Annotated in this window: 27 protein-coding genes; 25 read left to right on the top strand and 2 right to left on the bottom strand. The window is 43.3% G+C overall.

What is annotated here, in order from left to right:
• The 20 genes from spoIIIAC to spo0A all read left to right on the top strand — a co-directional run bounded on the left by spoIIIAC (nucleotide 1) and on the right by spo0A (nucleotide 16,900).
• On the top strand, nucleotides 1-204 hold the full coding sequence (spoIIIAC, locus tag BTO28_RS07120; protein WP_076764836.1) for a stage III sporulation protein AC: 204 nt from the start codon (nucleotides 1-3) through the stop codon (nucleotides 202-204).
• A gap of 100 nt (nucleotides 205-304) precedes the next feature.
• A complete protein-coding gene (locus tag BTO28_RS07125; RefSeq protein WP_083711370.1) occupies nucleotides 305-613 on the top strand; it encodes a SpoIIIAC/SpoIIIAD family protein in 309 nt (102 codons plus the stop codon).
• A 4-nt stretch (nucleotides 614-617) separates the two neighbouring features.
• On the top strand, nucleotides 618-1,703 hold the full coding sequence (gene spoIIIAE, locus BTO28_RS07130; protein ID WP_076764838.1) for a stage III sporulation protein AE: 1,086 nt from the start codon (nucleotides 618-620) through the stop codon (nucleotides 1,701-1,703).
• Nucleotides 1,704-1,707: 4 nt separating this feature from the next.
• Nucleotides 1,708-2,232: a stage III sporulation protein AF gene (spoIIIAF, locus tag BTO28_RS07135; protein WP_076764839.1), complete on the top strand. Its 525-nt coding sequence runs from the start codon at nucleotides 1,708-1,710 to the stop codon at nucleotides 2,230-2,232.
• A complete protein-coding gene (locus tag BTO28_RS07140) occupies nucleotides 2,225-2,767 on the top strand; it encodes a hypothetical protein (protein ID WP_076764840.1) in 543 nt (180 codons plus the stop codon). Before spoIIIAF ends, BTO28_RS07140 begins: the two co-directional genes overlap by 8 nt.
• A gap of 3 nt (nucleotides 2,768-2,770) precedes the next feature.
• Nucleotides 2,771-3,292 carry a SpoIIIAH-like family protein gene (locus tag BTO28_RS07145; protein WP_076764891.1) on the top strand — a complete coding sequence of 174 codons (522 nt, stop codon included), beginning with the start codon at nucleotides 2,771-2,773 and terminating at the stop codon, nucleotides 3,290-3,292.
• Nucleotides 3,293-3,446: 154 nt separating this feature from the next.
• Nucleotides 3,447-3,935 carry an acetyl-CoA carboxylase biotin carboxyl carrier protein gene (accB, locus tag BTO28_RS07150; RefSeq protein WP_076764841.1) on the top strand — a complete coding sequence of 163 codons (489 nt, stop codon included), beginning with the start codon at nucleotides 3,447-3,449 and terminating at the stop codon, nucleotides 3,933-3,935.
• 13 nt (nucleotides 3,936-3,948) lie between these two features.
• Nucleotides 3,949-5,307 carry an acetyl-CoA carboxylase biotin carboxylase subunit gene (gene accC / locus BTO28_RS07155; protein ID WP_076764842.1) on the top strand — a complete coding sequence of 453 codons (1,359 nt, stop codon included), beginning with the start codon at nucleotides 3,949-3,951 and terminating at the stop codon, nucleotides 5,305-5,307.
• An 18-nt stretch (nucleotides 5,308-5,325) separates the two neighbouring features.
• Nucleotides 5,326-5,745: an Asp23/Gls24 family envelope stress response protein gene (locus BTO28_RS07160; protein WP_076764843.1), complete on the top strand. Its 420-nt coding sequence runs from the start codon at nucleotides 5,326-5,328 to the stop codon at nucleotides 5,743-5,745.
• A gap of 100 nt (nucleotides 5,746-5,845) precedes the next feature.
• The gene (nusB, locus tag BTO28_RS07165) at nucleotides 5,846-6,238 is read left to right on the top strand and encodes a transcription antitermination factor NusB (protein ID WP_076764844.1); all 393 of its coding nucleotides are present in this window, start codon (nucleotides 5,846-5,848) and stop codon (nucleotides 6,236-6,238) included.
• Between the two features lie 15 nt (nucleotides 6,239-6,253).
• Nucleotides 6,254-7,108: a bifunctional methylenetetrahydrofolate dehydrogenase/methenyltetrahydrofolate cyclohydrolase FolD gene (gene folD, locus BTO28_RS07170; RefSeq protein WP_076764845.1), complete on the top strand. Its 855-nt coding sequence runs from the start codon at nucleotides 6,254-6,256 to the stop codon at nucleotides 7,106-7,108.
• A gap of 88 nt (nucleotides 7,109-7,196) precedes the next feature.
• On the top strand, nucleotides 7,197-8,552 hold the full coding sequence (gene xseA / locus BTO28_RS07175) for an exodeoxyribonuclease VII large subunit (protein WP_076764846.1): 1,356 nt from the start codon (nucleotides 7,197-7,199) through the stop codon (nucleotides 8,550-8,552).
• On the top strand, nucleotides 8,542-8,769 hold the full coding sequence (gene xseB, locus BTO28_RS07180) for an exodeoxyribonuclease VII small subunit (RefSeq protein WP_076764847.1): 228 nt from the start codon (nucleotides 8,542-8,544) through the stop codon (nucleotides 8,767-8,769). The genes xseA and xseB overlap by 11 nt, the downstream gene beginning before the upstream one ends.
• Nucleotides 8,769-9,650, top strand: coding sequence for a polyprenyl synthetase family protein (locus tag BTO28_RS07185; protein ID WP_076764848.1), 882 nt, complete (start codon nucleotides 8,769-8,771; stop codon nucleotides 9,648-9,650). Before xseB ends, BTO28_RS07185 begins: the two co-directional genes overlap by 1 nt.
• A 93-nt stretch (nucleotides 9,651-9,743) precedes the next feature.
• Entirely contained in the window at nucleotides 9,744-11,639 is a 1,896-nt protein-coding gene (gene dxs, locus BTO28_RS07190) for a 1-deoxy-D-xylulose-5-phosphate synthase (protein ID WP_076764849.1), read from the top strand.
• Nucleotides 11,640-11,641: 2 nt separating this feature from the next.
• On the top strand, nucleotides 11,642-12,466 hold the full coding sequence (locus BTO28_RS07195) for a TlyA family RNA methyltransferase (protein WP_076764850.1): 825 nt from the start codon (nucleotides 11,642-11,644) through the stop codon (nucleotides 12,464-12,466).
• 135 nt (nucleotides 12,467-12,601) lie between these two features.
• The gene (ahrC, locus tag BTO28_RS07200) at nucleotides 12,602-13,051 is read left to right on the top strand and encodes a transcriptional regulator AhrC/ArgR (protein WP_075397607.1); all 450 of its coding nucleotides are present in this window, start codon (nucleotides 12,602-12,604) and stop codon (nucleotides 13,049-13,051) included.
• Between the two features lie 17 nt (nucleotides 13,052-13,068).
• Nucleotides 13,069-14,766: a DNA repair protein RecN gene (recN, locus tag BTO28_RS07205; RefSeq protein WP_076764851.1), complete on the top strand. Its 1,698-nt coding sequence runs from the start codon at nucleotides 13,069-13,071 to the stop codon at nucleotides 14,764-14,766.
• Nucleotides 14,767-14,850: 84 nt separating this feature from the next.
• Nucleotides 14,851-15,942: a SpoIVB peptidase gene (gene spoIVB, locus BTO28_RS07210; RefSeq protein WP_076764852.1), complete on the top strand. Its 1,092-nt coding sequence runs from the start codon at nucleotides 14,851-14,853 to the stop codon at nucleotides 15,940-15,942.
• A gap of 178 nt (nucleotides 15,943-16,120) precedes the next feature.
• Nucleotides 16,121-16,900 carry a sporulation transcription factor Spo0A gene (gene spo0A, locus BTO28_RS07215; protein ID WP_076764853.1) on the top strand — a complete coding sequence of 260 codons (780 nt, stop codon included), beginning with the start codon at nucleotides 16,121-16,123 and terminating at the stop codon, nucleotides 16,898-16,900.
• A gap of 477 nt (nucleotides 16,901-17,377) precedes the next feature.
• Here spo0A and yyaC read toward each other — a convergent pair whose 3' ends face one another.
• Together yyaC and BTO28_RS07225 are read right to left on the bottom strand one after the other, a co-directional pair.
• Complete coding sequence (gene yyaC, locus BTO28_RS07220) at nucleotides 17,378-17,938, bottom strand: spore protease YyaC (RefSeq protein WP_076764854.1); 561 nt, start codon at nucleotides 17,936-17,938, stop codon at nucleotides 17,378-17,380.
• A gap of 476 nt (nucleotides 17,939-18,414) precedes the next feature.
• Entirely contained in the window at nucleotides 18,415-18,654 is a 240-nt protein-coding gene (locus tag BTO28_RS07225) for a DUF2627 domain-containing protein (protein ID WP_076764855.1), read from the bottom strand.
• Nucleotides 18,655-18,829: 175 nt separating this feature from the next.
• On the opposite strand from BTO28_RS07225, the gene lpdA reads away from it, so the two are divergent.
• The 5 genes from lpdA (at nucleotide 18,830) to BTO28_RS07250 (ending at nucleotide 25,125) form a co-directional block, all read left to right on the top strand.
• On the top strand, nucleotides 18,830-20,254 hold the full coding sequence (gene lpdA / locus BTO28_RS07230; protein ID WP_076764856.1) for a dihydrolipoyl dehydrogenase: 1,425 nt from the start codon (nucleotides 18,830-18,832) through the stop codon (nucleotides 20,252-20,254).
• 13 nt (nucleotides 20,255-20,267) lie between these two features.
• A complete protein-coding gene (locus tag BTO28_RS07235) occupies nucleotides 20,268-21,278 on the top strand; it encodes a thiamine pyrophosphate-dependent dehydrogenase E1 component subunit alpha (RefSeq protein WP_076764857.1) in 1,011 nt (336 codons plus the stop codon).
• Nucleotides 21,278-22,261, top strand: a complete 984-nt coding sequence (locus tag BTO28_RS07240) for an alpha-ketoacid dehydrogenase subunit beta (protein ID WP_076764858.1) — start codon at nucleotides 21,278-21,280, stop codon at nucleotides 22,259-22,261. The genes BTO28_RS07235 and BTO28_RS07240 overlap by 1 nt, the downstream gene beginning before the upstream one ends.
• A 25-nt stretch (nucleotides 22,262-22,286) precedes the next feature.
• Nucleotides 22,287-23,477 (top strand): dihydrolipoamide acetyltransferase family protein, encoded by a 1,191-nt coding sequence (locus BTO28_RS07245; RefSeq protein WP_076764859.1) that lies wholly within the window; start codon nucleotides 22,287-22,289, stop codon nucleotides 23,475-23,477.
• Between the two features lie 208 nt (nucleotides 23,478-23,685).
• Entirely contained in the window at nucleotides 23,686-25,125 is a 1,440-nt protein-coding gene (locus BTO28_RS07250) for an alanine/glycine:cation symporter family protein (RefSeq protein WP_076764860.1), read from the top strand.
• Nucleotides 25,126-25,147 lie beyond the last annotated feature (22 nt).

A 25,147-nucleotide genomic window follows, 5' to 3' on the forward strand; every position in this document is an offset into this window, starting at 1 on the left:
ATGAATGTGGACATAGATCTAATTTTTAAAATAGCAGGAATCGGGATCATCGCCGCTTTTTTGCATACTATTTTGGAACAGCTTGGCAAAAAAGAATATGCCCAGTGGGTGACATTGTTTGGCTTTTTGTACATTTTATTTCTGGCAGCAACCATTGTTGGACAGCTGTTTGACAGAATAAAATCAGTATTTTTATTCCAGTGACAGGAGCGGTCAAACCATTGCTATCACACACATCGCCGCCATTATTCTCGTTGCCGTCTTTCTTGCTGTTTTGCTGCGTGAATACAGTGCGGGTTATTCATTGTTGTTTGTATTTCTCGTCTGCGGTCTGCTTTTATACGGTATCGCTGGAGAAATGGGATCACTTATTGCAGCGATTCGAAAAATGGCTGCGTATGCCGGAGCGGAAAAAATTTATGTCGAAACGGTGTTAAAAGCAGTTGGAGTTGCTTATATTTCTGAGTTTATCGCAAATATCGCAAGAGATGCTGGTCAAAATGCACTTGCATCAAAAATGGAAATAGCAGGAAAAATCATCATTATGACACTCGTTTTACCAATTTTAGCAATGCTCATTGAAACGGTTATCGCAATGCTGCCGGGGCGGTGAATAAATGGGACAAGTAATGCAGCCGCTAATGGAAAATGTAGATTTAACAGCAATTGAACAACGGTGGCGTGAAATAAAGCAAACATATGGCTCGTTTTTGCCTCAACAATTTGAAATGGATACAGATAATCTTAACATAGCTGATTTTTTTTCATTAGAGAAATGGATTGATGCAATCCAAGCATATATTCTCTTTGAAGTAACAGAACATATAAGGCTTTTATCGATCATTTTTTTGCTATCTGTTTTAGCATCTGTATTAAAAACGATGGGACATGCATTCGGACATCAAACTGTGAGTAAAACAGCAGAGGCCGCCATATTGATTCCCGTTTTCATTCTGGCGATGAATACATTCCGCCTTGCGGTCGAATCAGCATCCGGTGCAATTGAAAATATGACGGTTTTTATGACCGCTTTTATGCCGGTATTGATTGCGTTGCTTACACTTTCGGGAGCAGTTGCCTCAGCTGCACTGTTTCCTCCACTGCTTTTGTTTTTGATGAATGCCTCGGGTATTTTAATTGATCAAATTGTACTGCCAAGCCTTATTTTTTCGGTTTTATTCAGTTTAGTCGGGCTTCTGTCCGATCATTATAAGGCCGACCGGATTGCTGGTCTGTTGAGGACACTCAGTGTATCACTTCTCAGCGCATTTATGGCGGTTTTTCTGGCTGTTATCACAATGAGAGGCATGGCTGCGGCAACAGCGGACGGATTGACAGTGAAAACCGCTAAATTTTTAAGCGGCACATTTGTCCCGGTTGTTGGACGAATGATGGCAGACGCAGCCGATACTGCTTCTGGTGCAGCTTTAATGATTAACAATACTGCAGGTGCCGCTGGCATCGGGCTGCTTTTATTAACGGCAATGTTTCCCGTAGTGAAAATTATGGTACTCGTTTTTTTGTATAAAGTCGCAGCTGCAGTCCTTCAGCCGCTTGGAGACTCCGCGGCTGCATCCTGCCTGGAAATAATTGGGAAAACGATGTCTTTTGTTCTTGCAGCGCTGGCACTTGTATCGTTTATGTATTTTTTAATGATGGCAGCCGTCGTGGCAGCTGGCAATGCAGCATACATGATGAGGTGAGTATATGCAATCGATTTTTGACTGGCTGACCAGTGTACTCGCCATATTGTTATGCGCCGCAGCCATCGATATGTTGATTCCAGAGTCAGTCATGCAAAAATACGTTCGCCTTGTGACTGGTCTTGTTATTATGACGGCGATTGTTTCACCTGTTTTTTCACTCCTAACTAATGTTGATTTTTCATTACAGCTGGAAAACGAACAAAGAACAAATGTTTTCCAGCAGCAAACGGATGACCAGCTTAATCAATTAATGGAAACGGAATCCTTAACAGCAAATCCTTATATGGAACAGCAAGTATATGCTGAAGCAGAAGCAGCTCTTCGATCCTATCCATCATGTTTGATAGGACACGTTGAAGCGGACGTTCAGCAAAATGACCTTAACCATCTACAAGTCACGGTTGAGGAAGTTGAAAGGGGCGGCTGTCCGGAAGAAAAAATAATGGATGTGTTGACACAAAAGTGGAATATGGATGCCGGTCAATTGAATATTGTGATTCAAAAGGGGGATGCGGGAGGTGAGTGAGCGGAAGCGTCTATTTTCCTTTCTGCAAAAAGGCAAAGCAGACAAGCCGTTAAAATGGGCGGCAATTCTGCTTGGTGGCGGCATTGCCTTAATGGCACTTGGGGACTTACAAGGAGCCGATCCACCGGAAAACGAAAAAAAAACGGATAAAGAAACCACTTCGGAAGTCGACGTAAAAAGTGCATATGAGCGGGAGCTTACTATGGCATTAAATGAAATTGCGGGAGCTAAAAATGTATCAGTCATTGTAAATCTTGCATCATCTGAACGGAAAGTGCTGGAGAAAAATACTTCATCGTCAAAAGGAAGTGATGATGAAACAAAAGAGGAACAGATGGCTGTTGTCCGGTCAGGAGACGCAGAAAATCCGGTTATTTTAGAAGTGCGTAAGCCGGAGATTCAAGGCGTTCTAATTGTCGCAGAAGGAGCGGAAAAGGTGCAAGTGAAAAAACGGATCATTGAAGCGGTGACACGCGTGCTTGGGGTACCAGTACATCGCGTTGCCGTTATGCCGGGAAAAAATGGAGGAGAATGAGTGATGCCAAAAAAACAAACAGTCTGGCTGTTTACAATGGTAAGTTTAACGGCGGTTTTAGGCGTGTATTATGTGACAGGCCCCGAGAAACTTCTGCCAGCATCTACACTTGAAGAATCAATGCCGGACGCTCCTGCAGAGGATGTAGATGTGAAGATAGAAGAAACTGCGGGTGATGAAGTATTTGAGCTTATCCGGCTTGAAGCGGAAGATGAACGCAGTAGATTAAAAGAGGAATTAACGGCAAAAGTAGCATCTGCTGACGTATCCGCTGAAGCGAAAAACGAAGCTTATGACGAAATACAGGAACTTGATGCACTGGCATCGAAAGAACAAATGTTAGAGACGCTTATTAAATCGAAAGGCTACGAAGATGCACTTGTGCGGACGAGTGACGGTGAAGTTCGGATTACGGTGAAAGCGGACAGTCATTCAGCTGAAGCCGCGAATGAAATTATCCGGCTTGCAAAAGAAGAAATGGACGAAAAAATGCCTGTTTCTGTTGAATTTCAGCCCTTCAAATAGGTAAAAAACGCTCGCCTTTGAACGGGTGAGCCCTTTTTCGTTTTGATTCGTATTTGCTAATTGACGAAAAAAAGATAAAATGAGATAAGGAGTTTCCTCATTTTCTAATGAAGATGTTCCGGAAATCATTTATTTTTGAAGGGGTGTTTTAAAGATGAAAGTACAGGAAATTAGAGAACTAATCAAACTCGTTGATCAATCGGGGATTGAGGAATTCGTTTTTGAATCAGCAGGCAGCAAATTGAAAATGAAAAAATCAACAGGCACGACTACATACGCTGCAGCACCGGAAGCACCGGTTGCACAGCCTGCACCAGTTCAAGAAGCACCAAAACCGGCGGCACCGGCTATACAAGATGCTCCGGCTCCGGAAGCACCGAAATCAGCAGCAGACGATTCTAATTTACATAAAATTACGTCTCCAATGGTAGGAACATTTTATCAATCACCATCACCGGATGCTGATGTGTACGTAAAACCAGGTGATAAAATCAATTCAGACTCCATAGTCTGTATTGTTGAAGCAATGAAATTATTTAACGAAATTGAAGCGGAAGTAGACGGCGAAATCGTTGAAATCCTTGTTAAAGATGGACAGCTCGTCGAATACGGACAGCCGCTCTTTTTAGTGAAACCCGAATAAGGAGGATATGTGAATGATTAAAAAAGTGTTAATTGCCAATCGCGGTGAAATTGCAGTGCGCATTATTCGCGCCTGCAAAGAGCTCGATATCGAAACAGTTGCAGTATTTTCTGAGGCAGATCGGGATGCTTTACACGTTCAACTAGCAGATGAAGCGTACTGCATTGGACCAACAGCTTCAAAAGACAGCTATCTAAACTTTACGAATATCATCAGTGTCGCAAAACTAACAGAAGCGGATGCCATACATCCGGGATATGGGTTTCTTGCAGAAAACGCCGATTTTGCGGAACTATGCCGTGAATGTAATATCATTTTTATCGGTCCATCTCCTGAAGCAATTACACAGATGGGAACGAAAGATGTAGCACGGGATACGATGGAAAAAGCGGGTGTCCCAATTGTTCCAGGATCAGACGGTATCATTAAAGACGTGGAAGAAGGCCTGAAAATCGCTGAACAAATTGGTTACCCGGTAATCATTAAGGCGACAGCAGGCGGCGGGGGGAAAGGAATCCGTGTTGCCCGGGACCCTGGAGAGCTTGAAAAAGGCGTGAATATGACGCAGCAGGAAGCGGCAACTGCATTTGGAAATCCGGGTGTATATTTAGAAAAATTTATTGAAGACTTCCGTCATGTAGAAATTCAGGTGCTTGCAGATACGTATGGAAACGTTATTCATCTCGGAGAGCGTGACTGTACAATCCAGCGGCGGATGCAAAAGCTTCTTGAGGAGACGCCCTCACCTGCACTCGATTCTAAAACGAGAGCGACCATGGGCGAAGCAGCAGTCAAAGCAGCTAAAGCGGTTGAATATACAGGTGCTGGTACAGTAGAATTTATTTATGATGCAAACGAAAATTCATTCTACTTTATGGAAATGAACACACGTATTCAGGTAGAACATCCCGTAACGGAAATGGTTACAGGAGTTGACTTGATAAAAGAACAGATTCGTGTTGCAGCCGGTGAAAAGCTTTCGCTTACTCAAGATGAAGTGACATTTGACGGCTGGGCAATTGAGTGCAGGATCAATGCAGAGAACCCGGAGAAAAACTTTATGCCATCTCCCGGCCGCGTGGAAGGCTACTTGCCACCGGGCGGTTATGGCGTACGCATCGATTCAGCTGTGTACCCGGGTTACATGATCCCGCCTTTTTATGATTCGATGGTAGCGAAGCTGATTGTTCATGGCAAAACGCGTGAGGAAGCTATTGCACGCATGAAACGGGCACTGTCTGAATTCGTTGTTGAGGGCGTTCATACGACCATTCCTTTTCATCAAAAATTGCTTGAACATGACGTGTTTATCAACGGCGAGTTCAACACTAAGTTTCTTGAAACGTATGACGTGATGAAATCCCAATCTTAATTTCGGAGGTGTTGTAACATGGCAGAACAGGATGTAACAAATCAAGTGCTTGAAATGAGTGACGGGGAAAATGGTCATGGCCGCATTGAAATTGCTCCAGAAGTGATAGAGGTCATTGCTGGTATTGCTGCATCAGAAGTCGATGGCGTTGAAAAAATGCGCGGAAGTTTTGCATCGGGCGTAGTGGAACGTCTTGGGAAAAAAAATCACGGTAAAGGTGTGCGCGTTCATCTCACAGAGGACGGCATTAAAGTAGATGTTTACTGTGTCGTGAAATTTGGTGTGTCAATTCCTCGTGTTGCGAAGTTAATGCAGGAAGGAATCCGTCAGACGCTTCTTAATATGACAGCGCTCGAAGCGGATGAAGTGAACATTCACATTGTCGGCATTCAATTTGAAACAAAGCAGCCGGAACCTGAATATCAAGATGAAGTTTAAAATGACGCTCCGGCAAAGCCGGGGCGTTTTTCTCATGTTTTCCCCCGTCTTGATTTATGCTATGATCAGAAGGGCATTAAATAAAAAGGAGTTAACATGAATGAATAGACGGGCATCACGTGAAAAGGCCATCCAGGCACTTTATCAAATGGATTTAAGTGGAGCGGAAGCAGCAGAAGCAATTGAAAACGTTCTGAACGGTGACAGCAGTGAGAGCGGCTATTTACACAACATTGTTCTCGGGGTGGAAGACCATCTTGAAGAAATTGACAAAAGCATAAAAGAAAATCTAGAAAATTGGTCGTTTGATCGTCTTGCAAAAGTGGACCGGAATATTTTGCGGCTGGCTGTATATGAAATGACATATGTTGAAGATGTCCCATCGAAAGTCGCAATGAATGAAGCGATCGAATTAGCAAAACGTTTCAGTGATGAACGCGCGGGTAAATTTATTAACGGTGTGTTATCGAAAATAAATCAATCGATGAAATAAGTGAGGGGTTTTTTTATGACAGCAACAATTATTGATGGAAAAGCAATTGCAAAAGATATTCGTGCTGAATTAAAAGAAGAAATAGACGCTTTAATAAAGTCTGGCATTACTCCAGGCCTAGCCGTTGTCATTGTGGGAGATGACCAGGCGTCACATACGTATGTGAATAGCAAAGAAAAAAGCAGTAAAGAAATTGGCATCCACTCTGAAGTTCACCGCTATCCAGCAGATTTTTCAGAAGAAGCACTGCTTCAGAAAGTAGAGGAATTGAACAATGATAACCGCATTCATGGTATTCTCGTCCAATTGCCGCTCCCAAAGCATATTTCTGAAGATAAAGTAATTGATGCGATTGCACCAGAGAAAGATGTCGACGGTTTTCACCCGGTTAATGTTGGTAAAATGGTAATCGGGAAAGATTCGTTTTATTCATGCACACCATATGGAATCATAAAAATGCTTGAACACGAAAATATCTCACTTGAAGGAAAACATGTAGTGGTAATCGGCCGCAGTAATATTGTCGGCAAACCGGCAGCACTTCTGTCATTAATGAACAACGCAACTGTGACAATTTGCCACTCACGTACAAAAGATCTACCGTCAATTACACGTCAAGCGGACGTCATTATTGCTGCGGTCGGGATAGCAAGTTACGTTACGGCTGATCATGTAAAACCGGGTGCTATCGTCATTGATGTGGGTATTAACCGTAATGAAGCCGGCAAATTGTGCGGAGATGTTGACTTTGAAAAAGTAAAAGAGGCTGCAGGAGCGATTACACCTGTACCAGGCGGCGTTGGTCCAATGACGATCACGATGCTTCTATACAATACAGTGAAATCAGCAAAAGCATTTGCTGTAAAATAAACAGCGAAACCGATTGATGAATCTGTCTTTCCGATCATGCTATAATCGGAAAGACAGTTTTTTTATTTGAAGAAAAAGGTGAACAGAGATGGAAGCCAATCAATGCTTGACTGTAAAAGCTTTAACAAAATACATAAAACGAAAATTTGATGCAGATCCACATTTAAAAAATGTCGCCGTAAAAGGGGAAATTTCAAACTTTAAGCATCACTCAAGCGGGCATATGTATTTTACGCTAAAAGATGACAGTGCGCGCATTCTGGCTGTTATGTTTTCTGCTTCTAATCGCGCATTAAAATTTCGTCCAGAAAACGGAATGCAGGTTGTGCTGACTGGTGAGATTACCGTTTATGAATCAAGCGGCCAGTATCAAATGTACGTAAAAACAATGCAGCCAGACGGTGTCGGTGATCTTTATTTTGCATATGAACAGCTGAAAAAAAAATTGGAACAGCAAGGCCTGTTCCAAGCAGAACGGAAACGTCCTCTTCCAGCGTACCCCACATGTGTGGCTGTGATTACTTCGCCAACCGGTGCCGCTGTTCGTGATATTATCACGACGATCAAACGCCGCTATCCCGCTGTTGCCATATTGATTTACCCGGCTCTTGTTCAGGGAGACAAGGCTGCTCAATCGATTGTTTCACAAATCCAGAAAGCCAATACGGATGGACGGGCAGAACTATTGATTGCCGGACGCGGCGGCGGGTCGATTGAAGAATTGTGGGCATTTAACGAAGAAGCGGTTGCCAGAGCGATTTTTGACTCGCGTATACCCGTTATTTCAGCCGTTGGCCATGAAACGGACTTTACAATTGCCGATTTTGTGGCTGATCTGAGAGCTCCAACACCGACCGCTGCTGCAGAAATGGCGGTGCCGCATATAGAGGAAGTTCTCGAACGTCTTCAGTCAAAACAAAACCGTCTAATACGGGCGGCAGCCGAAACGATACGCGTGTCGAGAAACCGTCATCAAACGGCCATGAACTCGTATATTATCCGAAACCCGCAGGCATTGTACAGACAGCAATCCGAGAAGACAGACAGACAGACTGAACAGTTAATCCGAAGTGTAAAATCGATTCTAGACCGAAAAAAAACAGCAGCAAATCACACAGCAATCCAGCTCCGGCGTATAGGTCCTCAGCGGCGTATTCAAGTGGAACGATCACAGTTGGAGCAGTTGAATCGGCGACTTCGATTTTCAGCTGAATCTGCGGTCGATGACAAAAAGGTTCGTTTTCAAAATTCAATTTCGATGCTTCATGCACTCAGTCCGCTCAAAGTAATGGAACGAGGATACAGTTTAACGTACAGTGAAAATGATACATTGATTAAATCGGTGAAAGACGTCAAAAAAGGGGATCAAATCCGTGTTCGTCTTGCAGATGGAACACTCTGTACAGACGTTCAATTAATCAGGGGGAATAGAGATGAAACTTGATGAATTAAGTTTTGAACAGGCGATGGAACGACTTGAAAAAATTACAGCTCGTCTGGAAGAAGGAGATGTTCCGCTTGAAGAAGCACTCGCAGAATACAAACTTGGAATGGAATTATCCGCACTCTGTCACGAAAAACTAAGAAATGCAGAATCTGAACTGGCAAAGCTCGTCACAAATCAGGGAGACGAACCGTTTCGATTGGATGGAGAGGAATAATGACAGCGATCAAGAACTATATTCAAGAAAAGCGGAGTATGTTTGAATCGTATATGCTGGAACGTGTCGAGACACTTCTAGCACCTGACACGCTTAAAGAATCTATGGCGTATTCATTAAAAGCTGGAGGAAAACGTATTCGGCCAATGCTCTTATTTGCCGCTTTGGAGACATACGGGAAGCCAGTGGAGAAGGGTCTAGATACGGCTTGCGCACTTGAAATGATTCACACATACTCGCTTATACATGATGACTTGCCGGCAATGGATGATGATGATTTACGCCGTGGAAAGCCGACAAATCATAAAGTGTTCGGCGAAGCGACAGCCATTTTATCAGGAGATGCATTGTTAACATATGCATTCGAGCTCATTGCTTCTTCAACCAATCATTCTCCTGAACAATCTGTAAAGCTTATTCAAATGCTGGCATCAGCAGCCGGTCCTGAGGGCATGGTCGGCGGGCAGATGGCAGATATGGAAGGAGAACAAAAGGTGTTAACCCTTCCAGAATTGGAGTACATCCATCTTCATAAAACAGGAAGATTGCTTGTATTCAGTGTAATGGCAGGAGCCTACATTGGCGGTGCCGATGAGCGGGATACAGAATTGCTTGAAAAATATGCCCGTCATATTGGCCTTGCGTTCCAAATTCGGGATGATATTCTCGATATAGAAGGTACAGAAGAAGAAATTGGGAAGCCAGTCGGCAGTGATGAATTTAATGAAAAGAGTACATATCCGTCGCTTTTAACAATGACTGGTGCAAAAGAAAAATTAGCAGATGAATTAAATCAAGCACACGATGCACTTAATGCGCTGAGCCGGCCGGCTCCCCTTCTTGAGTCATTTGCGAATTTAATTGCCGAACGAACGGCTTAAATGACGAAAATTGTTAGTAAATGCAGCTGTGTGCTATAATAGCGATACCTTTTAACAATAATCTGAAACAGCAATGAAAGTGAGTTGATCCACTTGGATCTTTTATCCATATCAGACCCGTCTTTTGTGAAAAAAATGAACGTCCATGAAATGGAACAGTTAAGTGAAGAAATTCGTAAATTTTTAATTGAAAAATTGTCGGTAACAGGCGGTCACATTGGTCCAAACCTTGGTGTAGTGGAACTGACTGTCGCGCTTCATCACTGTTTCACAAGCCCGAAAGATAAATTTCTGTGGGACGTTGGTCATCAATCTTATGTCCATAAAATTTTAACAGGCCGTGCAGATAAGTTTGATACACTCCGCCAGTATAAAGGATTGTGCGGATTCCCGAAAATGATCGAAAGCGAACATGACGTATGGGAAACTGGCCACAGTTCAACGTCTCTTTCCGCCGCAATGGGTATGGCTATTGCCCGTGATCTTAAAAAAACAGATTCACATATTGTACCAATCATTGGCGATGGGGCATTAACCGGCGGCATGGCGTTGGAGGCATTAAACCATATTGGCCATGAAAAAACAAATATGATTGTCATTTTAAATGATAACGAGATGTCGATTGCTCCAAACGTCGGTGCTCTCCATAATATGTTGGGACGTATGAGAACAGGCGGCAAATATAACAAATTAAAAGATGAGCTTGAATTTATTTTAAAACGCATTCCGGCGGTTGGCGGCAAAGTTGCGAGCACCGCAGAACGATTAAAAGACAGTTTAAAGTATTTGTTTGTCCCCGGTATGTTTTTTGAGGAACTCGGCTTCACTTATCTCGGCCCGATTGACGGCCATAGTTTTGACGATTTGATAAAGAGTTTAGAACAGGCGAAACGAACAGAAGGTCCCGTACTTGTTCACGTCATCACGAAAAAGGGAAAAGGCTATAAACCGGCTGAATCCGATACAATCGGTTCATGGCACGGAACAGGTCCATATAAAATGGAAACCGGGGATATTATTAAATCGAAAAACGAACCACCGGCTTGGAGTGCACTCGTTAGTGAAACGGTACGTGAAATTGCACGCGCGGATGAGCGAGTCGTCGCGATCACACCGGCAATGCCTGTAGGATCAAAGCTCCTCGGATTTGCAGAAGAATTTCCAGATCGGATGTTTGATGTGGGAATTGCGGAACAGCATGCAGCAACAGTGGCCGCCGGTCTTGCGACACAGGGAATGAAACCGTTCCTGGCCATTTATTCAACATTTCTTCAGCGTGCGTATGACCAGGTTGTGCATGACATTTGCCGCCCGAATTTAAATGTATTCATTGGTATTGACCGCTCCGGTCTTGTCGGTGCAGATGGCGAAACACATCAAGGTGTATTTGATATCGCTTTTTTGAGACATTTGCCTAATATGGTATTAATGATGCCAAAAGATGAAAATGAAGGACGTCATATGGTAAACACAGCGCTTCAATATAACGACGGTCCAATTGCGATGAGGTTCCCGCGCGGAAACGGTATTGGGGTGGAGATTGATCCTGACATGACGACGATTCCGATAGGTTCCTGGGAAGTATTGAGAGAAGGATCGGATGCAGTTATTTTGACATTCGGTACAACCATTCCAATGGCACTTGAAGCGGCATCCAAACTCTCAGAACGGGGAACCAGCGTGAAAGTCGTCAATGCCCGTTTCATTAAGCCGCTTGACGAAGAGATGTTGGACGAGCTGCTAGCCTGGAAAAAACCCATTTTGACGATAGAAGAAGCCATACTGGAAGGCGGATTTGGCAGTGCGGTACTTGAATATGCGCATGAATCCGGCCACCATGGGGCTGTTATTGAGCGGATGGGTATTCCGGATCAATTTATTGAGCACGGCAGTGTGAATAAACTACTTGAAGAAATTGATTTAACAACGGAAGAAGCGATACGCATCATCTCAACACTCGTTCCTGAAAAACAGGAGAAAAGAGCGTAACAATGGCGAAAAAAGAACGAATAGATGTATTGCTTGTTGAGAGGGGATTAATCGAGACAAGAGAAAAAGCGAAGCGGGCCGTAATGGCGGGTATCGTTTATTCTAATGAAGAACGAATTGATAAACCGGGTGAAAAAATACCGGTTGATGCACCGATTGAATTAAAAGGGAAAACAATGCCATATGTCAGCCGGGGCGGACTAAAGCTTGAAAAAGCATTGAACGTATTTGACGTATCCGTTACGGATAAAATAATACTCGATATTGGTGCCTCAACAGGCGGATTTACGGATTGCGCATTACAAAATGGAGCACAAATATCCTATGCACTTGACGTAGGGTACAACCAGCTTGCATGGAAACTGAGGCAGGATGAGCGGGTCGTTGTGATGGAGAGGACAAACTTCCGTTACGTCACACCGGCAGACTTAACAAAAGGAATGCCGCACTTTGCGGTCATTGATGTTTCCTTTATATCACTCTCACTTATATTGCCGGTGTTAAAATCTCTGCTGGTGCCTGGAAGTGATGTGGTAGCACTTGTAAAACCACAATTTGAAGCAGGGCGCGAACAAGTAGGCAAAAAAGGGATTGTTCGCGATAAAGCAGTTCATCAGGCAGTGATCGAAAAAATAATTAACCTATCCGCTGATCTTGGGTATAATGTGATGAATTTATCTCATTCGCCCATTACAGGCGGCGATGGAAACATTGAATTTTTGCTGCATATTCGCTGGCCAGGTGAAAATGGCGGCTCAGTTAACCTGGCCATTACGCCTGAACAGGCTGTGGATGCAGCACATAATGAATTTAAAGAAAAACGCTAATCATTTATTTAAGATCAGCTATACGGCCGGCTCTAACGATGAATAAGAGTCCGGCCGCTTTTTGTATACTTTTCAAGACAAATACAGTATGGTAATGTATAAACAAGTATAATTATACATTATGAGGTGAACTTGATGAATAAAGGTCAACGGCATATTAAAATAAGAGAAATGATTGCCAATAATGAGATTGAAACACAGGATGAACTAGTGGATTTACTTAGAGAAGCCGGTTATAACGTCACACAGGCGACGATCTCGAGGGATATAAAAGAACTTCACCTTGTGAAAGTACCATTAATGGACGGCCGTTACAAATACAGTTTGCCTGCAGATCAGCGCTTCAATCCACTGCAAAAATTGAAACGCTCACTCGTTGACTGTTTCGTCAGTATTGATTCCGCTGGTCACTTTGTTGTTATGAAAACACTGCCTGGAAACGCGCAGGCGGTAGGGGCATTAATCGACAATTTGGACTGGGAGGAAATCATGGGAACGATTTGCGGCGACGATACATGTCTGCTAATATGCCGGGCACCGGAGCATACGGAAATTGTATCTGCCCGCTTTTTAGAAATGCTTTAATAAGGATGTGACCGATCGTGCTTCAAGAATTATCAATACGCCATTTTGCAATTATTGATTCGCTTGAATTATCATTTGACAAAGGTTTGACTGTTTTAACAGGAGAAACGGGTGCAGGGAAATCGATTATTATCGATGCATTGCAGCTGTTAACCGGCGGCAGGGGCTCCGGTGAATTCGTCCGCCACGGCGAGAAAAAGGCGGAAATTGAAGGGATGTTTACGATTCATGAAAACCACCCCTGTCATCAATTATGCCGGGAATTTGGCATTGATGTGGAAGAAGAAGCGATTATTTTACGACGCGAAATTTCATCAAATGGCAAAAGCGTCTGCCGTGCGAACGGAAAAATGGTCACTCTATCCATTTTACGCGAAATTGGCGCACGCTTAATGGATATTCATGGACAGCACGAGCATCAGGAATTAATGAATGCCGGCACCCACCTGCGTTTACTTGATGACTTCGGCGGGACAGCGATTTATCAGGCAAAGGAAAAGTATAAAGAAGTATACAGCCGATATGAACACTTACAGACAGAAATACGGCGGTTAAGTGAAAATGAGCAAAATCTTGCCCACCGGCTTGACTTAATTCAATTTCAATTAAATGAAATACAAAAAGCCGAACTGACAGCAGGCGAAGAAGAAAAATTGGAATCAGAAAGGCAGCAGCTTGCCAACTTTGAAAAGCTGTATGGCGCATTATCGGAAGCGTACGGGGCGCTTTCAGGAGATGGTAAAGCATTAGATTGGCTCGGCATAAGTGTCAATGGACTTGAATCAGCTGCCGGCATTAACAGGCAATATAAAGCACTTCATGAAGCAGCTGCAAATAGTTTTTACGTGCTGGAAGATACGGTTCGGGATGTCAGTTCTATTTTAGATACGCTCGAGTTTGATCCAGCAAGGTTAAATGAGATCGAAAGCCGGTTAAATGAGATCAACCAGTTAAAACGAAAATATGGTTCAACAATTGAGGATATTTTACAATATGGCGAAAAAATTGCAGAAGAAATCGATCAGCTGACCCACCGTGAAACACATATAAGCAGACTGCAAAAAGAAATGGTCGAATTGGAAGCAGCTGTCATGACAGAAGGAAAGAAACTGTCAAAGCTGCGCAGTGCCGCAGCAGGACATCTCGAAGAAGCGATTCATCGGGAACTGAAAGAACTTTATATGGAAAAAACCGTTTTTAAAGTGCATTTTCAATCAGAGACTGGACAGTATAAAAAAGATGGTATTGATCAAGTTGAATTTTACATGACAACCAATCCTGGTGAACCGCTCAAGCCGCTTGTGAAAGTTGCGTCAGGTGGAGAAATGTCGCGTGTCATGCTCGCGATGAAAACGATTTTTTCCAAACACCAGGGCGTCACATCGATTATTTTTGATGAGGTGGATACCGGTGTAAGCGGCCGTGTTGCACAGGCGATTGGCGAAAAAATTTATAAAATTGCCGTACATTCACAAGTGCTCTGTATTTCCCATCTACCACAAGTCGCTGCGATGGCAGATTCCCATCTATACATTCAAAAAAATCAAGACAGCAAGCGGACAAGCACCCTTGTTACGCCGCTAAATGATGATGAAAAAGCTTCAGAAATCGGCCGGATGATCTCCGGTGTGGAAATGACTGATTTAACGAAAGAACATGCAAAAGAGCTGCTGGCCCTTTCAGCCAAATTAAAACAATCAGCTGTTTTGAAATGACATCCATCTCCGCCCCATATTACCGTCATAATCATCCCTCCTGACGGACAAAGTAACAGTGCAAGAGGAGAAGGAGGGAGTGGTATGACGGTCAGGCACGCATCGTATCGGTTTCTTTTCTTTTTTTTACTGTTGTTGTCAGTATGTACAGGACATGGAACAGTCATTCAAGCGCAGACGACAGAACATGAATTATTGCAGTCAGCTGGATTTCCTGCAGAACATGAAGAACGTGATCGCATCTTTGTTGTTCCCGGTGGACAGTCAGTCGGACTTCAGCTTCAGACAAAAGGATTATACGTTGTAGGGTTTCATTTTATCGGTACAGCCAATGAAAAGCAGTCCCCGGGAGAATCATCTGGATTATTGCCGGGAGATGTTATTGTAAGCATCAATAACGAAAAAGTGACCGAACCCCAGTCGATTCGGCCGTTTGTTCAGTCTGCAGGTGAACAAAACAAACCTTTGCAGTTATCCGTTCTTCGCGGTAAAAAAACGCTTAAGCTTGCGGTTACACCAGTAAAAGATACTGAAGCAAATACGTACAAACTTGGTGTATACATCAAGAACCGTTCAGCTGGAATTGGAACGCTGACGTTTTATGATCCGAAATCAAAAAAATATGGGGCGCTCGGCCATGTCATTAGTGATGTACAGTCAGGACAGCCGTTTGCTCCGGTAAAAGGCACGCTTCATCCTGCACGTATTACGGGCATTCAAAAAGCCACAGAAGGCGTTCCAGGTGAAAAAACAGCTGTTATCCCTACTGAAGATAAGTGGGGTACAGTGACCGCTAATACCCCTTTCGGCATTTTTGGCCGCCTTCAGGCAGATCTTCAAGGAACCAGACTGTATCCGGCTGCACACCCGGATGAAGTCGTCGAGGGGCCGGCAGAAATATGGACGGTGACTGAAAATGAAAAGGTGGAAACGTTCAAGGTATCCGTGACAAGAACAATTCAGCAGACCAAACCGGGTATTAAAGGAATGATCATTAAAATGACCGATCCCCGTTTAATTGGGAAAACGGGGGGGATCGTACAAGGAATGAGTGGAAGCCCGATTATTCAAAATGGACGGATTATTGGAGCGGTAACGCATGTGTTCGTAAATGATCCATTATCCGGGTACGGTGTTCATATAAATTGGATGTTAAAAGATGCTGGGATTATGTAGAGGGTAAAAAAGAGGGTAAAAACCCTCTTTTTTTGACGAAAAAAAATGAAAAAAAAGTCGAAAAATGACATAAAAGCGTGTAAAATAAATATTTTCAATTTTTTAAAGGATTTCATTTCTCTTTGTCGAAAAAACATTTAGAATAACCTTAAGGTTAGACGAATGAGGAGGAAACAACGTGGGGGAAATTAAAGTAGCAGTTGTGGACGACAATCGTCAACTCGTTCAGCTGCTTGAAGAAGTAATTTCAAGTCAGGACGATATGACGATAGCAGGAACAGCATATAACGGACAGGAATGCTTATCGATGCTTTTGGAAGCTGAACCAGATGTGTTGATTCTTGATATTATTATGCCGCATATGGATGGACTAGCTGTTCTTGAACGGCTGCGTGCCAACGGACAGCAAAAACAGCCGCAAGTGATTATGCTGACGGCGTTCGGACAGGAAGATGTGACGAAAAAAGCAGTCGAACTGGGCGCTTCTTATTTCATGTTAAAGCCATTTGACATGGATAGCCTTGTCGGTCAAATCAGGCAGGTAAGCGGGATCGAAGCTCCTGTTCACCGTGTAGAAAGACGAGAAGAACCAAAAAAACCAAAGCGGAATATTGATGCGAGCATTACGGCTGTTATTCATGAAATTGGCGTTCCAGCCCATATAAAGGGGTATTTATATTTGCGTGAAGCCATTACAATGGTCTTTAATGACATTGAATTACTCGGTTCCATTACAAAAGTGCTTTATCCGGAAATTGCCCGTAAATACAACACAACGCCTAGCCGTGTGGAGAGAGCGATTCGCCATGCGATTGAAGTCGCCTGGAGCCGTGGCAACATGGAATCCATCGCAGCAATGTTTGGCTACACCGTCTCTGTCACAAAAGCGAAGCCGACAAATTCAGAGTTTATTGCTATGGTGGCGGATAAATTACGGATTGAGTATATGGCATCATAACGATGGCGTGGCGCAGGTTTAGGTGTCATGACAATGCACACGCATAACCCAATAAACGGACGGAACTCATAACGTAAATCTTGCGTCTCACTTTATCGCAAAGGGAGACGTTTTTTTTCTGTTTACTGAAATCATTTCTAATGGTTCAGATTATTGACGAAAATAAAATAATGACGCTAGTGTTTGACCGGCCATTATAGGACTTCTTCAATGACCAATGGCGTCTTCAGCATTTTAACTAATATCGATTCATTTTCGGTATGTCCATCGCTTTGGTAACCGGATATGCGGCTATCCAGGAGTAGATCTTGTTTCTGCTTTCTGTATATATCGGGCTAATGCCGCTCCGTCTATTACCATACCGAATAAACTAAAAAAGACATTTCTAATCCCCGATCAGACTACAACTTACAACCGTTGTAGTCTTTTTTTATCTGTTTCTTTCGTAATTTATCTGGGATTTTCTTTTCTACAGTTTTATATGGCTTGTGTTTTCTTTTTCTCGTATTCCAATTCAAGAAAAGCTCTCACAATAAAATCAGCTGTTTTATTGGCCATTTTATAAACCAGTGAAAGACGTGTACACTGAAGTACTTGTAGAGGAAGAAACCCTCCAACATTGACAATGCCAGAAATATTGTAATCGCCGATAGGAGAAAGGTCCTTTTGAACTCCTGATCCTGGTTTTAATGGTCCTTCTTCTAATTGAATGGATCCTATATGATCGGAAGAGCCGAGGCAGGCGTCGATCGCAATAACGGTTATGTCTCTGTGGTTTTGCTGGATTCGTTGAACTGTCTCATCTAAGTTTTTAGCGTGAACCGGTTGATTCAAACAGCCATGCACTGAGACATGGGGATACTTTCTAATGGAGAAAGTTTCTTTTAGTTTTAACCCGACAAATGGACCGTAACTGTCGCCTGAAGACCGGTCTGAACCAATACAAACAAAGACCACCTGCTGTTTATCAGAAAGTATAGGCTTTAATTCGTTTTTCATATTGTGAACAAAAAAAGTATCGTCTACAAAACGTCTCAAAATTTAGAAACCCTCCTTTTATTAAAACTGCGCATAATACCTCTGTTTTATGTAAAGTATTAAAAGTTAAAGTGTTATCATATGATGGGTACGTACGTAAATATATTACGCGTACTGATTTCATTTAATACGTATTTGAATAAGTATTTTTACGCTTTTTGGAATAAGACAAGATTCATGGAGAGGTAAAGGACAATCAGAACGGTTACGAGTGGAATGAATATGCAACGGAAAGCGCAAGTAGTGGGAGAATGAAAGGAGTGATTGAGTAAGTTGAATTAGGTATAAATCATGGTAGTTGTATCTTTATCCCCTTAAAAGTATAATTATAAATAATGTTAGGGGATTATTATGCATGAGGCAGTATAAAATACATAGTAGGTTTTGTTAGAGATGATTTAGAATATATTTTCTCAAGAAGAAAACTATATAAAAAGACAGCGGCCTCAACTAAAATGAAGTGAGGCCGCTTTTCGCTATTTTTTCTCTTGAAACTTTGGCTGTACTTTATTCAGCTTCCGGTCACGTCTAAAAATAAATCCTCCAACAAAGCCAAGGCCGCCGAGGAAAAGAAGCAATCCAGCTATAAATTGGAGCCACAATACTGGAAACGGCGGCTGTAATATTCCAAACAGCATGTCGCGCATCAATTTAATTCCCACACCGGCTAGAAAACCGGGAATAACGAGAATAAGCAAAGCAATGATCCGGATCATTGATCAAAACCTTCTTTCAAAAATATCGTCTTTCACAAATCATAACGTACATGCATTATTTGTCAAGAATGCCTGCTGTTATAAAAAAAGAAACAAAAAATATTACTTATCACATGACATAGTTTTAAAAACCGTATACAATAATAATGGAATATAAAAAAGGGAGAGAACGAATTTGGCAGAAGAATATGATCTTGTCGTTTTAGGCGGCGGCACAGGCGGCTATGTAGCAGCAATACGCGCCGCACAGATTGGACTCAAAACAGCTGTCGTCGAAAAAGAACAATTAGGCGGCACTTGTCTTCATAGAGGCTGCATTCCAACAAAAGCCCTGCTTAGAAGTGCGGAAGTGTTCAGAACGGTTAAAGAAGCGGCCAAGTTCGGTGTATCGGCAGAAAATACAAAGCTTCAATTTAAAGAAGTACAGGAAAGAAAAGAAAAAATTGTACATACACTGTATAACGGAGTACAGTCATTAATGAAAAAAGGAAAAATTGATGTTTTTCATGGAATTGGCCGAATTATGGGTCCGTCTATTTTCTCGCCTCAGTCGGGCACGATATCAGTTGAAATGAACGGTGGAACAGACAATCTCATGCTTGTTCCAAAAAATGTGATCATCTCTACTGGATCTCGTCCAAAAGTATTACCGGGGTTGGAAGTGGATGGGGAATGGATAGTATCATCAAATGAAGCACTTATGCTTGAAGATGTACCGTCATCTGTGATAATTGTCGGAGGCGGTGTCATTGGCATTGAATGGGCCTCTATGCTGGCAGACTTCGGAAGCAAGGTGACGGTTATTGAATATTCAGACCGAATCATACCGACTGAAGATGAAGATATTTCAGCAGAAATGGCGCGGCTTTTAACCAAACGTGGCGTCAACATTTTAACTGGAGTAAAAATTCAGCCCGAAACTGTGGAGAAACATGCGGGCGTTATACGCGTTGAAATAAAAACGAATAAGGGAACAGAAATCGTCGAAGCAGAAAAAATGCTCGTTTCCGTTGGACGTTCTGCCAATATTGAGGACATTGGACTGGAAAATACGGAGATTATCGTTGAAAATGGATGCATTCAAGTAAATGATAAGCTTCAAACAAATGAATCTCACATTTACGCAATTGGTGACGTCATCGGTGGTTTGCAGCTGGCTCATGTGGCATCTCACGAAGGAATACTGGCTGTTGAGCATATTGCCGGAGACAACTCGGAGCCGATCGACTATACAACCGTGCCAAAATGTATCTACTCAAGTCCGGAAGCGGCAAGTATCGGTTTAACCGAAAAAGAGGCAAGAGAAAAAGGATATGAAGTGAAGACAGGCAAATTTCCATTTCAAGCTGTCGGAAAAGCGCTCGTTTTTGGCGAACAGGACGGATTTGTTAAAATCGTTGCTGATCAAAAAACAGATGACATACTAGGCATCCATATAATTGGCCCGAATGCGACAGAGCTTATTTCGGAAGCGGCACTTGCACGAATTTTGGATGCATCGGCATGGGAAATCGGTACAATGATTCATCCTCATCCGACATTGGCGGAAGCAATGGGAGAAGCGGCACTTTTAGTTGATGGTAAAGCGATTCATATGTGAAAGGAGAAAATAAATGGAAAACAGACATGAAAAAATCGGATTAACAGATGAAACCGTACGGAAAATGTATGAAACAATGCTGCTTGCACGCCGTCTGGACGAGCGTATGTGGCTGTTAAACCGCTCCGGAAAAATTCCCTTCGTCGTCTCCGGACAGGGGCAGGAAGCGGCACAGGTTGGAGCAGCTTTTGCACTTGATCGCAATCAAGATTACATATTACCGTATTACCGGGATGCAGCCGTAGTACTTGCTTTTGGCATGACCGTAAAAGACTTAATGCTGGCGGCGTTTGCGAAAGCAGAAGATCCGAATTCGGGGGGCCGGCAAATGCCGGGTCATTTCGGACAAAAAAAGAACCGGATCGTCACAGGATCATCACCTGTCACGACGCAGGTACCGCATGCAGTCGGCATTGCACTGGCTGCAAAAATGGATAAAAAAGAGTATGTGTCATTTGTCACATTTGGAGAAGGGTCCTCCAATCAGGGGGATTTTCACGAAGGAGCCAATTTTGCAGGCGTTCATAAACTGCCGGTTATTTTTTTGTGTGAAAACAACCAATATGCGATTTCTGTTCCAGCGGACAAGCAGCTCGCTTCTGTAAAAGTATCTGATCGTGCAATTGGCTATGGTATGCCAGGATATACAATTGACGGGAATGATCCAATTGAAGTGTACCGATATGTACAAGAAGCGGCAGATCGAGCGCGGCGGGGAGAAGGGCCAACGCTCATTGAAACGATGATGTACCGTTTGACACCGCACACATCTGATGACGATGACCGTTCGTACCGTGAAATGGAGGAAGTGGAGAAAGCAAAATTAAGCGACCCTCTACTAACATTCCGGAAGTATGTGAAAGAAACAGGAGTGTTAACGGATGAACAAGAACAGCAGATGGAACACGCCATACAGCAAATAATCAACGAAGCGACTGACTATGCAGAACAGGCACCATATCCGAGACAGGAGCAAACGCTTGACTTTGTTTACGCAGAAAAAGAACAGGGGGGTGCAGTATAATGGCTGTTATGTCGTACATTGATGCAGTCACAATGGCTCTCCGGGAAGAAATGGAACGAGATCAAAGCGTATTTATTCTCGGGGAAGACGTTGGGAAAAAAGGCGGTGTTTTTAAAGCAACAGCCGGGCTGTATGAACAGTTTGGCGAGTCACGCGTGCTTGATACACCTTTGGCTGAATCCGCGATTGCCGGTGTCGCGATCGGCGCCGCAATGGTCGGAAAGCGGCCGGTTGCTGAAATGCAGTTCGCTGATTTTATTATGCCTGCTGTCAATCAAATTATTTCTGAAGCGGCAAAAATCCGTTACCGGTCAAACAACGACTGGAACTGTCCGCTCGTTATCCGTGCACCGTACGGCGGAGGCATTCACGGTGCGTTATATCACTCACAGTCCGTTGAAGCGATATTTGCGAATCAGCCCGGTTTAAAAATAGTCATGCCATCGACACCATATGATGTAAAGGGACTGTTAAAAGCGGCAATACGTGATGACGATCCTGTGCTGTTTTTCGAACATAAAAAAGCATACCGGTTAATAAAAGGGGACGTGCCAGAAGAAGACTATGAACTGCCGATCGGAAAAGCGGATGTAAAGCGAAAAGGTGAAGACATCACGGTTATTACGTATGGACTGTGCGTTCACTTTGCCTTGCAGGCAGCGGAAAAGCTCGCAAAAGATGGGATTGAAGCCGAAGTTGTTGATTTACGGACAGTGTACCCGCTCGACAAAGAGGCGATCATTGAATCGGCATCGAAAACAGGAAAAGTCCTGCTCGTAACTGAAGATAACAAAGAAGGAAGCATCATAAGTGAAGTGGCGGCGATTATTGCCGAGCACTGCTTGTTTGATCTCGATGCACCGATCCAGCGGCTTGCAGGACCTGATGTACCGGCAATGCCTTATGCACCGACGATGGAAAAATATTTTATGATGAATCCGGAAAAAGTCGAGAAAGCGATGCGCGAGCTGGCTGAATTTTAATGGTTTCACAGAAAGGAGTTTTTTTATGGCGATTCAGCGTGTGACGATGCCAAAGCTCGGTGAGAGTGTCACAGAAGGAACGATCACAAAGTGGCTTGTAAAAGTAGGCGACTATGTGAATAAGTATGATCCGATTGCAGAAGTGTTGACGGACAAAGTGAACGCAGAAATCCCCTCTTCCTTTACAGGTGTAATTCAAGACATAATCGCAAAAGAAGATGAAACGTTGTCTGTCGACGACGTCATCTGCACGATCAATACGGAAGAAATAGCCGAGGTCGTCGAAAAACAGGAAGAAACAGTACAGCCTGCAGCAGCCGTATCAACGGATCATCGTGCCCGCTATTCACCGGCCGTTTTGAAGCTTTCACAGCAAAACGGGATTGATTTGTCAAACGTAAAAGGTACAGGAAAAGGCGGCCGTATTACGCGCAAAGATATCCAGGCACTTATAGATGCGGGCGTGCAGACGAAACAACAGACAAAAAGCCAGCAGGACGTTGTACGAACGAACGGCGGCGATACAATTATTCCACTTGACGGCATCAGACAAACAGTTGCGGCGAATATGGTGCGGACAAAGCAGGAAGTCCCCCATGCGTGGATGATGATCGAAGTCGATGTGACAAAGCTCGTCCAGTATCGAGATTCAATAAAACAGCCTTTCAAAGAAAACGAAGGGTTTAATATTACGTATTTTGCCTTTTTTGTAAAAGCTGTGGCGCGTGCATTAAAAGAATTTCCGGAAATGAATGCGATGTGGGCAGGAGATCATATTGTCCGCAAAAAGGAGATCAATATTTCGATTGCTGTTGCTGCGGATGAAAAATTATTTGTCCCTGTAGTCAAACAAGCAGATGAAAAATCGGTTAAAGGCATTGCGCGAGATGTAAATGACCTGGCGAAAAAAGCGCGGTCTGGTTCACTCCGGCAAGAAGATGTGACTGGCGGCACTTTTACAGTGAACAACACGGGTTCATTCGGTTCTGTTCAGTCAATGGGAATCATTAATTACCCTCAGGCAGCTATTTTGCAAGTTGAATCCATTGTAAAACGGCCAGTCATTATTGATGGAATGATCGCTGTCCGTGATATGGTCAACTTATGTTTGTCACTTGATCATCGGGTCCTCGATGGACTTATTTGCGGCCGTTTTATGAATCGGGTCAAAGAATTACTGGAAAATGCCTCGGAAGAAACATTGCCCGTTTATTAATGAAAAGTGCATATAAGATGCTTATAGAAATCGCCTCAGTCTGTTTGCTGGTTTGGTCACTCACTATACCGGAGAGGCGGTTTTTTATTTTTGGTAAAAAAGCACCTAATCTATGTTAGGAAAAATAACATGAGTGTTGTGTTATGTTCCGGTTTCCTTTATTCTGATTAAATAAAGTAATTTAATAACGAGAAAAGGAGAGTTGTGTTTGGAAGCGTTTATTACTTGGTTAAATTCAGAAGTTTTATGGAGTACACCGGTTGTTTATGCATTAATGGCTGTTGGTCTTATTTTTTCCATTTTTACTCGTTTTTTGCAAGTAAGGCTTATTAAAGATATGGTCATGCTGATGTTTCAGGGAAAAAGTTCAGAAGCTGGTGTTTCATCGTTTCAGGCATTGTCGATCGCGCTGTCCGGGCGTGTCGGAACGGGGAATATTGCCGGTGTAGCGACCGCGATATTCTACGGAGGTCCCGGTGCGGTATTCTGGATGTGGATGATCGCTTTTATCGGTGCATCGAGTGCATTTGTTGAATCTACCCTTGCCCAAATATATAAGACAAAGCAGGGCGGCCAATATCGGGGGGGCCCCGCCTACTATATTGAAAAAGGAATCGGCTGGAAATGGTTCGCGGTGTTGTTTGCTTTTGCCGCGCTGCTCGCGATGGCCATTTTGATGCCGGGTGTTCAGTCGAATTCAATAGCGGCAGGAATTGAGAATGCATTTGGCATTAGCCCGGTTGTAACAGGTATTCTGATTGCCTTATTGCTTGCATTTATTATTTTTGGCGGGGTAAAGAGGATCGCCCATGCAGCACAAATTATCGTTCCGTTTATGGCGCTCGGCTACATTTTGCTGTCCGTGATTATCGTGATCATGAACATTACGGAATTGCCAGCTGTCATTTCCCTTATTTTCCGGAGTGCATTTGGGGTTGATCAAGTTTTCGGCGGCCTAATCGGTATGGCGATATTGTGGGGTGTAAAACGAGGTCTTTATTCCAATGAAGCAGGACAGGGAACAGGCGCTCACCCGGCTGCAGCAGCAGAAGTCTCCCATCCGGCAAAGCAAGGTCTTGTTCAGGCATTTTCCGTTTACATTGATACGTTGTTAGTCTGCTCGGCAACAGCGTTCATGATTTTGATTACGGGTATGTACAATACACAGACGGAAGACGGTACATTTTTGGCTCAAAACTTAAAAGGCACTGAAGTAGGACCAGGCTTTACGCAGGCGGCTATTGATAGTGTAATTCCTGGTTTTGGCGCTGGGTTTGTGGCGATTGCGCTGTTCTTCTTCGCCTTTACAACAATTATGGCGTATTATTATATCGCAGAAACGAACATTTCTTATTTAATGCAAGGCAAAACAAATCCAATTGCCATCAACGTGCTTCGGTTGATTATGATCGCAACGACGTTTTATGGGGCCACAAATGAATCAGCACTCGCCTGGGCATTTGGAGATGCCGGGCTCGGTATCATGGTCTGGCTGAATATCATCGCCATCCTTATTTTGGCGAAACCAGCCCTTCTGGCGCTGAAAGACTATGAAAAACAGAAAAAGCAGGGAATTGATCCGGTTTTTGACCCGAAAGCACTCGGTATTAAAAATGCGGACTTTTGGGAAAACGAATATAAAAAGTAATGAAAAAGGGGCGTCTCAATTT

The sequence above is a fragment of the Domibacillus epiphyticus genome, assembly GCF_001975785.1.
GTDB classification, from domain to species: domain Bacteria; phylum Bacillota; class Bacilli; order Bacillales; family Domibacillaceae; genus Domibacillus; species Domibacillus epiphyticus.

Excerpts from the sequence above, each read along its gene's own strand:
- spoIIIAC (WP_076764836.1), top strand. The coding sequence starts at position 1 with ATGAATGTGGACATAGATCTAATTTTTAAAATAGCAGGAATCGGGATC.
- spoIIIAE (WP_076764838.1), top strand. The coding sequence starts at position 618 with ATGGGACAAGTAATGCAGCCGCTAATGGAAAATGTAGATTTAACAGCA.
- spoIIIAF (WP_076764839.1), top strand. The coding sequence starts at position 1,708 with ATGCAATCGATTTTTGACTGGCTGACCAGTGTACTCGCCATATTGTTA.
- BTO28_RS07145 (WP_076764891.1), top strand. The coding sequence starts at position 2,771 with ATGCCAAAAAAACAAACAGTCTGGCTGTTTACAATGGTAAGTTTAACG.
- accB (WP_076764841.1), top strand. The coding sequence starts at position 3,447 with ATGAAAGTACAGGAAATTAGAGAACTAATCAAACTCGTTGATCAATCG.
- accC (WP_076764842.1), top strand. The coding sequence starts at position 3,949 with ATGATTAAAAAAGTGTTAATTGCCAATCGCGGTGAAATTGCAGTGCGC.
- BTO28_RS07160 (WP_076764843.1), top strand. The coding sequence starts at position 5,326 with ATGGCAGAACAGGATGTAACAAATCAAGTGCTTGAAATGAGTGACGGG.
- nusB (WP_076764844.1), top strand. The coding sequence starts at position 5,846 with ATGAATAGACGGGCATCACGTGAAAAGGCCATCCAGGCACTTTATCAA.
- folD (WP_076764845.1), top strand. The coding sequence starts at position 6,254 with ATGACAGCAACAATTATTGATGGAAAAGCAATTGCAAAAGATATTCGT.
- xseA (WP_076764846.1), top strand. The coding sequence starts at position 7,197 with ATGGAAGCCAATCAATGCTTGACTGTAAAAGCTTTAACAAAATACATA.
- xseB (WP_076764847.1), top strand. The coding sequence starts at position 8,542 with ATGAAACTTGATGAATTAAGTTTTGAACAGGCGATGGAACGACTTGAA.
- BTO28_RS07185 (WP_076764848.1), top strand. The coding sequence starts at position 8,769 with ATGACAGCGATCAAGAACTATATTCAAGAAAAGCGGAGTATGTTTGAA.
- BTO28_RS07195 (WP_076764850.1), top strand. The coding sequence starts at position 11,642 with ATGGCGAAAAAAGAACGAATAGATGTATTGCTTGTTGAGAGGGGATTA.
- ahrC (WP_075397607.1), top strand. The coding sequence starts at position 12,602 with ATGAATAAAGGTCAACGGCATATTAAAATAAGAGAAATGATTGCCAAT.
- spoIVB (WP_076764852.1), top strand. The coding sequence starts at position 14,851 with ATGACGGTCAGGCACGCATCGTATCGGTTTCTTTTCTTTTTTTTACTG.
- BTO28_RS07225 (WP_076764855.1), bottom strand. The coding sequence starts at position 18,654 with ATGATCCGGATCATTGCTTTGCTTATTCTCGTTATTCCCGGTTTTCTA.
- BTO28_RS07235 (WP_076764857.1), top strand. The coding sequence starts at position 20,268 with ATGGAAAACAGACATGAAAAAATCGGATTAACAGATGAAACCGTACGG.
- BTO28_RS07240 (WP_076764858.1), top strand. The coding sequence starts at position 21,278 with ATGGCTGTTATGTCGTACATTGATGCAGTCACAATGGCTCTCCGGGAA.
- BTO28_RS07245 (WP_076764859.1), top strand. The coding sequence starts at position 22,287 with ATGGCGATTCAGCGTGTGACGATGCCAAAGCTCGGTGAGAGTGTCACA.